This is a genomic window from Sphingobium sp. (genome assembly GCF_048594625.1).
Lineage (GTDB): Bacteria > Pseudomonadota > Alphaproteobacteria > Sphingomonadales > Sphingomonadaceae > Sphingobium.
Genome location: NZ_JBMDWL010000078.1, coordinates 1 through 8328, shown reverse-complemented (window position 1 = coordinate 8328; position 8328 = coordinate 1). Strand labels below are relative to the sequence as shown.

Below are 8328 nucleotides of genomic sequence, written 5' to 3'. Positions count from 1 at the left end.
GACGGTGCTGCTGCTGGTCGCGGTCATGGCTGTGGTCGCGGCGACCGCACTGGAACGGCTGGCGCTGGCGACTCGCATGACCGGCAATGGTGGTGCGGTCGATCAGGGGCGCGCCTATGCCGATGCTGCCACGGAAATGGCGCGATTGCGGATTGCAGACCTGACGGCATCCAACCCGGCGAAAATCACGCTGGCGGGCGGATGGATGGGGACGCCACAGGCCATGCCGGTGCCCGGCGGTATCGCCACGGCGCGCGTCACCGATGCAGGCAATTGCTTCAACCTCAACAGCGTGGTCGACGGTGAATCCGAAGCCAGCCTGAAACTGCGCCCGACCGGCGTGCAGCAGTTTCAGGCCCTGCTGACCGCGCTGGGTGTAGATGCGCGTCAGGCGCAGGTCGCCGCCGCCAGTCTGGGCGACTGGATCGATACCGACAGCGTGCCCCAGCCCGGCGGCGCGGAGGATGAGAGCTATGCGCAGGTGGAGCGCCCCTATCGTGCGGCGAACCGCTTGATGGTGGACCCCAGCGAATTGCGCGCGGTGAATGGTATCACGCCCGCCATCTACGATCTTGCACGGCCGTGGATATGCGCGTTGCCGACGACCGGTTTGTCGCCGATCAATATCAATACGCTGTTGCCCGATCAGGCGCCGCTGTTCGCCATGCTGCTGCCCGGACAGTTGAGTGTGGCGCAGGCGCGGCAATTGCTGGCGCAGCGTCCGGCGGACGGCTACGGCAGCACAAATCAATTCTGGGCGCTGCCCTCTCTGGCCGGTTTGTCGCCGATTACGGAAGTGCAGGAACAGGTAAAATTGACGACTGGATTTTTCGGAGTGGACGTTTCTGTGGAAGTTGGGGGAACGCAGGTGGTGGAGCGGGCGCTGATTGACGCGCGGCAAAGCCCGGCGGTGCTGGTGCGCCGCAGCTGGGGGGCAGGGGCGTGAGCAGTCGCGACGCGCTGGTCATCTTCCTGGCCGAGGCTGCCGATGGGCGCCCGCACTGGATGCGGGTGACGGACGGATCGATCGTTCAGTCGGGGGATGGCGCCAACTGGCTGGCCGCATGCGGCATTGCCGCCCTGCCGGATCAGGCAAGGGTCATGCTGGTGCCCCCGGCGGCGCTGGTGACGCTGCACTGGCTGTCTTATCCCGAACTGCCGTTCCGGCAGGGACGGGCCGCCGCACGACTGGCGGCGCTGAGCAAAGGGATTGTGCCTGCCGATCAGCTCTTTGCCGCCACCGATCTGAACGAAGATCCGGCCAATGCGCATATCGTCGCAGTGGCAAGCCGGGCCGACATGCAATATTGGCTGCTCTGGGCGCAGCATCATGGGCTGGACCCGGACATCATCCTGCCTGCGCCTTTGCTGTTGCCCGAACCAGACAGCGGTTTCACCGGCGCGATGATCGGCGGAGATCGGCTGTTGCGCGGCGTGGACGTCGCGATGACGCTGGATATGGCTTTGCCGCAGCTGATCGGTGACGCGCGCATTGTCGATGTCAGCAATGGCGCGATAGAAGGGCGCGCCATCGCCGCTCTGGACAATCCTTCGCTGAACCTGCGGCAGGGCGATTTCGCCAAGCGGATGCGGCAGGCCCTGGACCAGCGGGCGATCGGTCGGATCGCTTTGTGGAGCGGCTTGATCCTTCTGCTCAGCCTGCTGATCGCGCTGATCGGGATTGCCAAGCAGCATATGGAAATTGCCCGCCTCGATCGCGATAGCGTTGCGCAAGCGCAGCAGGTTCTGCCCGGCGCGAGCGACGCGACGCAGGCGCTGACGGAAATGGAGGGCCGACTGGCGGCGCGCGGCGCTGGCGGACGGGCGTTTACCGCGCCGGTCGCGGCGCTGTTCAGCGCGATGCAGGATGCGCCCGGCGTGGCCGTGACCAGCCTGTCGCGTGACGCCGACGGCATGGTACGCGCCACGCTGGCCGCCGCCAAAGCAGACGACATCAACAGCGTATTGCTGGCGATACAGGTCGCAGGCTTCACGATTACGGCGACCCCGTCACAGGATCCGGGCGGGCGAACGCTGGCAGACATAACGGTGCGGTCATGATGCAGCATATTGCAACCTACTGGTCGGAACGTTCGACGCGCGAACAATGGATGCTGGGGGTGATGTTCGCGTTGCTCGGCGCGGTCATCCTGTGGTTCGGTATCGCGGCACCGCTGGACAGGGCGCAGCGTTCCGCGCACGAAAGCCTGTTGCAGGCAACGGACCGGAATGCCGCCATCCGATCCGCCGTCAGGCAACTCAAGACGCTTCCCAAAGATGTCGCAGCGGGCAATGGCGCAATGCCGGTCGATCAGTTCGTCGGCCAGAGCGCGGGTGAAGCGGGGCTGACGCTGGAGCGCGCACAGGCCCAGGGCGGCGACCGAATGGATGTAGCCATCGCTTCGGTGCGTCCGGTTGCGCTGTTCTCATGGCTTGCCACGCTGGAGGCGCAGGGAGTGCGCGTCGAAACGATGAGCGCCCGTCCTTCCCCCACGGCGGGCAGCGTGTCGGTGCAGGCGATACTGACGCGGAGCGTCGCGCAATGATGGGCCTTATACTGTCGCGGCGCATGCGGATGGCGCTGGTCCTGACATTGGCGCTGGGGCTGCTCCTTTTCCTGCCGATGCGGGTGGCGCTGGGCCTTGCGGGTCTGGAACGGCTGGGCATCGCGGCGCGTGACGTGCGTGGGACGGTGTGGAGCGGACGGGTCGACCAGCTGATGCTCGGCAATATGCCGATGGGCAGCGTGCGTGCCGGACTGTCGCCGCTGTCGTTGCTCATGGGGCGCGGCCGTTTCGACATCGCCCGGAAAAAAGGACTGCCGGACGATATTGGCGGGGCGCTGACGGTCGGCTTTGGACGCATCGGCGTGGATGATGTGACCGGATCCGTACCGCTTGGCCGCACCTTTGCGCCCTTGCCGGTGGGTGGGCTGATGCTGGACGATGTGAGTGCATACTATGCGGGCGAGCGCTGCGGTCATGCCGAAGGCCGCGTGCAGGCCCGCATGGCCGGGCAGTTTCCCGGCCTCAACCTGCGCCAGGGCCTGTCGGGCGTTATTGCCTGCGACGGCGATGCCCTGCTGCTGCCACTGGTCAGCCAGTCCGGCATGGAAAAGATCACGCTGCGCATCTGGCGTTCGGGTCGCTATACCGCCGAAATGCGGGTAGAGACGGCCGATCCGACATTGTCCGGCACATTGGGACAAGCAGGATTCGCTACGGTGGGCGGCGCGCAGTTGTTGAAGGTTGAAGGCACATTGTGATCCAGCCGCTTGCGCTGTTGCTGGGGGCTTTGTGTGGAGCAATCATCGGCAGTTTCCTCGCCACGCTGATCCTGCGCTGGCCGCAGGGGCGCAGCATCCTGCGCGGACGGTCAATGTGCGACGGTTGCGGCAGAATATTGAGTGTTCTCGATCTGGTGCCGCTGCTCAGCGCCTTGATCCAGCATGGCCGATGCCGGACCTGCGGCGCACGCATCGATCCCTTTCATGGCCGGATGGAGGCCGCCTGCGCGATGATCGGCGCTCTGGCGCTGGGGATACAGCCGGATCTGGGTGGTTTGGCATGGGCGTTGCTGGGCTGGATATTGGCGACGCTGGCCATTCTGGATTGGCGGCATTTCTGGCTGCCCGATGCGCTCACGCTGCCTCTCGCCTTTCTGGGCTTCACGCTGGGCATGTGGGCGAACGACGTCATCCTGATAGATCGCATCATCGGCGCTGCTGTTGGATATGGCGCGTTGCTGTTGATCGCGCTGACCTATCGCGCGTTACGCAGGCGGGAGGGGCTAGGCCTTGGCGACGCAAAGCTGCTGGGCGCGCTGGGCGCCTGGTTTGGGTGGCAGGCGCTGCCGTTCCTGCTGTTGATCGCATCGGTAACGGGGCTGATCGTTATGCTGGCGACCGGTCAGGCGAAACAGCAGAACGCCCGCGCGCCATTGGGCAGCTTTCTGGCGATAGCGGCATTACCTGCATGGATCATCGTGCAGCGGCTTTTCTGAATTATGCTGAGTGGTCGGGGAGACAGGATTCGAACCTGCGACATCCTGCTCCCAAAGCAGGCGCGCTACCAGACTGCGCTACTCCCCGACGGAGGGCGGCCTTAGCGGGGAAGCGCGTGTCCCGTCAATCGCCGATCATGCGATCAGTGAAAGAAAAGCCACAAAAGCAGAATGATGGGGATCGGTACGCCCAGCAGCCACAATAATATGCCCTTGCCCATGTCAGCTTCTCCTTGGTTCAGGGGAGAAAACAGCAACATGATGGCAATGTTCCGCCGATCGCGGGCAAACAAAAAGGGCGGGCCATGAAGACCCGCCCTTCGAGAATCTCGCGAATGCGAAGATTAGTGCGCGTTCGCGACGTTTTCGGCAACGTTGGCGGCGTTAGCAGCTTCGTTAGCGGCGTTCGCAGCGTTGTCAGCAGCGTTAGCGGCGTTTTCGACAACGTTTTCGACGACGGCGTTCGAAGCGTTCGCGGTTTCGTTGGCCGGCTTCTCACCGCAAGCGGCGAGGGCCATCAGGCTGGCCGAAGCGAAAACAACAGCGATCTTCTTCATTGTGTACGGCTCCCATAGCATTATGCCGCGTCTGGCACGTTACAAATGTGACCCTACGCGAGCGACCCGCATTAACGTGTGCGTTGCACAAATCAATGCTTTTCTGTGCCGGTGAGACGATGGAATCACGCGACGGAGTGTTGTCTACAATAAAAGTTCAGTTAACGCCCAGAGATTCTTCGGCATTGGCGACGACGTTGAGAGTGACTGCCCACGCGGCGACATTCTGGCGCAACTGTTCAGGATCGACCTTGTCCAGCGTATCGTCCGGCGTGTGATGCAGGTCGAAATAACGGGTGCCATCCTGTTGCAGGTCGATGACCGGCACGCCCGCCTTTACCAGCGGCGCGATGTCTGCGCCGCCGCCGGCTTCCTGCCTGCTGGCGCCAACGCCCAGCGGCGCGAGCGCATTGGCAATCCGGGTGGCGAGCGCTTCATGTCCCTGCGGCAATTTGAAATCGACGCGCCAGATGCGATCCGCCCCGAAATCCGATTCGATGGCCAGCGCGTGTTTTTCTGACCCATGCGCCTTGTAATAGGCGCGCGCGCCGTCGCCGCCGACTTCTTCCGCCCCTGCCATCAGCACGCGGATCGTGCGGCGCGGCTGGCCCGCCTTTGCCGCATGAAGCGCCGAAGCCGCCGCGATTGCGCAACCGGTCGCGTCATCGATGGCGCCGGTGCCCTGATCCCAGCTGTCGAGGTGACAGGCGGCGACCACGACGCCCGCCGCCGGATCGCTGCCGGGAATTTCGGCGATGATGTTGCCCGATGGCTGATCCTTCAACATTTTCGACGTCAGCGTCAGATGCAGCTTTACCGGCTGGCCGCGCTTGACGATCCGCGCCAGTTGCTCGGCATCCGGCACGGTCAACGCGGCGGCCGGGATGGGCATTACGCCATCCGCCCACATCTGGACGCCGGTATGCGGCACACGATGATGGTCGGTGCCGATCGACCGGATCAGGATGGCGATGGCGCCTTTCTTCGACGCGATGCTCGGCCCCTGTCGACGCGCCGCACCAAAATAGCCGTAGGAGGAGCCATCCTGCGTTGCCTTCATGTCATGATCGACAAAGGCGATCTTGCCCTTCAGGCTGGCTGCGGGTGCTGCTTCCAGATCGGCGATGCTGGGGAAGTAGATGATTTCGCCGTCGATACCCTTGTCGCTGGTCGATCCGCTGTTGCCCAGCGCCGCCAGTGTCAGATTTTGCGGGAACGGCGAAAGGATGCGCGCTTCGTCATGACCGCGGACCCAGACCGGCATCGTATAGGCTTCCGCGCGAACATTGGAAAAACCCAATGCCTTGAGCTTCGCGACGGCCCAGTCGCGGGCGCGGGCTTCCTGCGGCGTACCGGCAGGCCGGGGGCCGACCTCCGTCGTCAGGCCTTCGGTAAAGTCCCAGGCAACATCGTCCTTCAGCGCCGCTTCGCGAATCGCGGCCTCATTGCCGGGCGCGGCTTGGGAAAGGGCGGGGGTGAGGATGCTGCCAAGAAAAAGGGCGGCCAGCGTGCCCGATCGGATTTTCTGCATGGGTGAAGGCGTAGCGAGCCATCACCCATTTGCCAATGGCTTCCGCCTCCGCTAACCCGGCGCAGATTTTTTCACCCGACTTATCCTAATCGTTTTTCGGAGTTGCGCGAACCCATGTCCGCCTCATCGCAATATGCCTACGTCATGAAGAACATGACGAAGACTTTCCCCGGCGCGCCAAAGCCGGTGCTGAACAACATCAACCTGCAATTTTATCGCGGGTCGAAAATCGGCATTGTCGGCCCCAACGGCGCGGGTAAGTCGACCCTGATCAAGATCATGGCCGGTATCGACACCGACATCAGCGGCGAAGCATGGCCGGGCGAAAACGTCACCGTCGGTTACCTGCCGCAGGAACCGCAGCTCGACCCGACCAAGACGGTCCTTGAAAACGTCAAGGACGGCGCCCGCGACATGGCGGACAAGCTGGACCGGTTCAACGAAATCAGCATGATCATGGCCGACCCGCCGGAAGACGTCGATTTCGACGCGCTGATGGAGGAAATGGGCACGTTGCAGGAACAGATCGACGACGCCGACGGCTGGACGCTCGACAACCAGCTGGAAATCGCGATGGAAGCGCTGCGCTGCCCGCCGTCCGACTGGTCGGTGGAAAGCCTGTCGGGTGGTGAAAAGCGCCGCATCGCGCTGACCCGCCTGCTGATCCAGAAGCCGGACATCCTGCTGCTCGACGAACCGACCAACCACCTTGACGCCGAAAGCGTCACCTGGTTGGAAAACCACCTGAAAGAATATGCCGGTTCGGTGCTGATGATCACCCACGACCGCTACTTCCTCGACAATGTCGTGGGCTGGATTCTGGAGCTCGATCGCGGAAAATATTTCCCCTATGAAGGCAACTACTCCACCTATCTGGAGAAGAAGGCCAAGCGTCTGGAGCAGGAAGATCGCGAAGCGACCGGCCGCCAGAAAGCGATCAACGACGAACTGGAATGGATCCGTCAGGGTCCAAAGGGCCGCCAAACCAAGTCGAAGGCGCGTATCGCCAAGTTCGAACAGCTGGTCGCAAGCCAGGAAAATCGCGCACCCGGCAAGGCGCAGATCGTCATTCAGGTGCCCGAACGTCTGGGCGGCAAGGTGATCGAGGCCAAAAACATCAGCAAGGCGTTCGGCGACAAGCTGTTGTTCGAAAACCTGTCCTTCATGCTGCCGCCGGGCGGAATCGTCGGCGTTATCGGCCCGAACGGTGCCGGTAAATCGACCCTGTTTAAGCTGATCACCGGTCAGGAAACCCCTGATTCGGGAGAAATCGACATCGGTTCGACCGTGCGTCTGGGCTTTGTGGACCAGAGCCGCGATCATCTGGACGACAAGAAGAATGTCTGGGAAGAAGTATCGGACGGCCTCGACTATGTGAAGGTGAACGGTCACGACATGTCGACCCGTGCCTATGTCGGCGCCTTCAACTTCAAGGGGCAGGACCAGCAAAAGAATGTCGGCAAGCTGTCGGGTGGTGAACGCAACCGTGTCCACATCGCCAAGATGCTGAAGCGCGGTGGCAACGTGCTGCTGCTCGACGAACCGACCAACGATCTTGACGTCGAAACGCTGGCCGCGCTGGAAGAGGCGATCGAAAACTTCGCCGGTTGCGCCGTGGTGATCAGCCACGACCGCTTTTTCCTGGACCGTCTGGCTACCCACATTCTGGCGTTCGAAGGCGACAGCCATGTCGAATGGTTCGAAGGCAATTTCGAAGCCTATGAAGAAGACAAGCGCCGCCGGCTGGGCGATGCGGCCGATCGTCCGACCCGTCTGGCGTATAAGAAACTGACGCGCTGATCCGTGCATCCATCTTCGCGGTTGCAGTTTTTGCAATCGCGAAGATTTTTTTGCACTTGCGATGGTGGCGCTACCATTTCATAAGGATCGAGCCTTTCAGGCATCCTCTCCTAAAAACTTTCAGGCCGATCCATTTGGATCGGTCTTTTTTTTTTGGCCGAAGCATGAGGGGGCGGCCTTTATGCCATTGCGGGCAGGTAATGGCGCGACATCGGGGAGGCGGCCCGGTTGCAATCGATAAAATAGGATCAGGCTGTCGGGTGCTGTTCGAAACCGTCCAGAGGTTCTGCGGCGGCGTCATGCGCATCGATCCGCGTCACCCGCGCCGCCGTTGGTCCATGCATCGCCAGCGCTTCGAATTGCGCGACTGTCGCTGGTTCGCCCTGAACCATCGCTTCGACGCTGCCATCCATCCGGTTGCGCACCCACCCGGTCAGG

At 62.6% G+C, this 8328-nt stretch carries 9 protein-coding genes and 1 tRNA gene; 6 read left to right on the top strand and 4 right to left on the bottom strand.

Translation table 11 applies throughout. From position 1 onward, the window contains the following. The 5 genes from gspK to ACOJSJ_RS09575 form a co-directional block, all read left to right on the top strand. Nucleotides 1-946: type II secretion system minor pseudopilin GspK (gene gspK / locus ACOJSJ_RS09595; protein WP_420144760.1), on the top strand; the 946-nt coding region annotated here is incomplete at its 5' end. Beyond that, nucleotides 943-2061, top strand: a complete 1119-nt coding sequence (gspL, locus tag ACOJSJ_RS09590; protein ID WP_420144759.1) for a type II secretion system protein GspL — start codon at nt 943-945, stop codon at nt 2059-2061. The genes gspK and gspL, both read left to right, overlap by 4 nt. Beyond that, nucleotides 2058-2546 carry a type II secretion system protein GspM gene (gene gspM, locus ACOJSJ_RS09585; RefSeq protein ID WP_420144758.1) on the top strand — a complete coding sequence of 163 codons (489 nt, stop codon included), beginning with the start codon at nt 2058-2060 and terminating at the stop codon, nt 2544-2546. Before gspL ends, gspM begins: the two co-directional genes overlap by 4 nt. Beyond that, nucleotides 2543-3265 carry a type II secretion system protein N gene (locus tag ACOJSJ_RS09580; protein ID WP_420144757.1) on the top strand — a complete coding sequence of 241 codons (723 nt, stop codon included), beginning with the start codon at nt 2543-2545 and terminating at the stop codon, nt 3263-3265. Before gspM ends, ACOJSJ_RS09580 begins: the two co-directional genes overlap by 4 nt. Next, entirely contained in the window at nt 3262-4002 is a 741-nt protein-coding gene (locus tag ACOJSJ_RS09575) for a prepilin peptidase (RefSeq protein WP_420144756.1), read from the top strand. The genes ACOJSJ_RS09580 and ACOJSJ_RS09575 overlap by 4 nt, the downstream gene beginning before the upstream one ends. Before the next feature lie 11 nt (nt 4003-4013). On the opposite strand, the gene ACOJSJ_RS09570 is transcribed toward ACOJSJ_RS09575, so the two are convergent. The 3 genes from ACOJSJ_RS09570 to ACOJSJ_RS09560 all read right to left on the bottom strand — a co-directional run bounded on the left by ACOJSJ_RS09570 (nt 4014) and on the right by ACOJSJ_RS09560 (nt 6090). Next, nucleotides 4014-4090 (bottom strand) — tRNA-Pro (locus tag ACOJSJ_RS09570). Between the two features lie 256 nt (nt 4091-4346). Beyond that, on the bottom strand, nt 4347-4559 hold the full coding sequence (locus tag ACOJSJ_RS09565; RefSeq protein ID WP_004212530.1) for a hypothetical protein: 213 nt from the start codon (nt 4557-4559) through the stop codon (nt 4347-4349). Nucleotides 4560-4716: 157 nt separating this feature from the next. Further along, nucleotides 4717-6090 carry a M20/M25/M40 family metallo-hydrolase gene (locus ACOJSJ_RS09560; protein WP_420144755.1) on the bottom strand — a complete coding sequence of 458 codons (1374 nt, stop codon included), beginning with the start codon at nt 6088-6090 and terminating at the stop codon, nt 4717-4719. Between the two features lie 114 nt (nt 6091-6204). Here ACOJSJ_RS09560 and ettA point away from each other — a divergent pair, with 114 nt between their 5' ends. Continuing rightward, a complete protein-coding gene (gene ettA, locus ACOJSJ_RS09555; protein WP_420144754.1) occupies nt 6205-7890 on the top strand; it encodes an energy-dependent translational throttle protein EttA in 1686 nt (561 codons plus the stop codon). 248 nt (nt 7891-8138) lie between these two features. Here ettA and ACOJSJ_RS09550 read toward each other — a convergent pair. Next, nucleotides 8139-8328 (bottom strand): acylphosphatase (locus ACOJSJ_RS09550; RefSeq protein ID WP_420144753.1); only part of this gene is annotated, 190 nt, incomplete at its 5' end.

Bases quoted from the DNA above. Each gene is read 5' to 3' on its own strand.
- gspM (WP_420144758.1), top strand. From the start codon at position 2,058: ATGATGCAGCATATTGCAACCTACTGGTCGGAACGTTCGACGCGCGAA.
- ACOJSJ_RS09580 (WP_420144757.1), top strand. From the start codon at position 2,543: ATGATGGGCCTTATACTGTCGCGGCGCATGCGGATGGCGCTGGTCCTG.
- ACOJSJ_RS09565 (WP_004212530.1), bottom strand. From the start codon at position 4,559: ATGAAGAAGATCGCTGTTGTTTTCGCTTCGGCCAGCCTGATGGCCCTC.
- ACOJSJ_RS09560 (WP_420144755.1), bottom strand. From the start codon at position 6,090: ATGCAGAAAATCCGATCGGGCACGCTGGCCGCCCTTTTTCTTGGCAGC.
- ettA (WP_420144754.1), top strand. From the start codon at position 6,205: ATGTCCGCCTCATCGCAATATGCCTACGTCATGAAGAACATGACGAAG.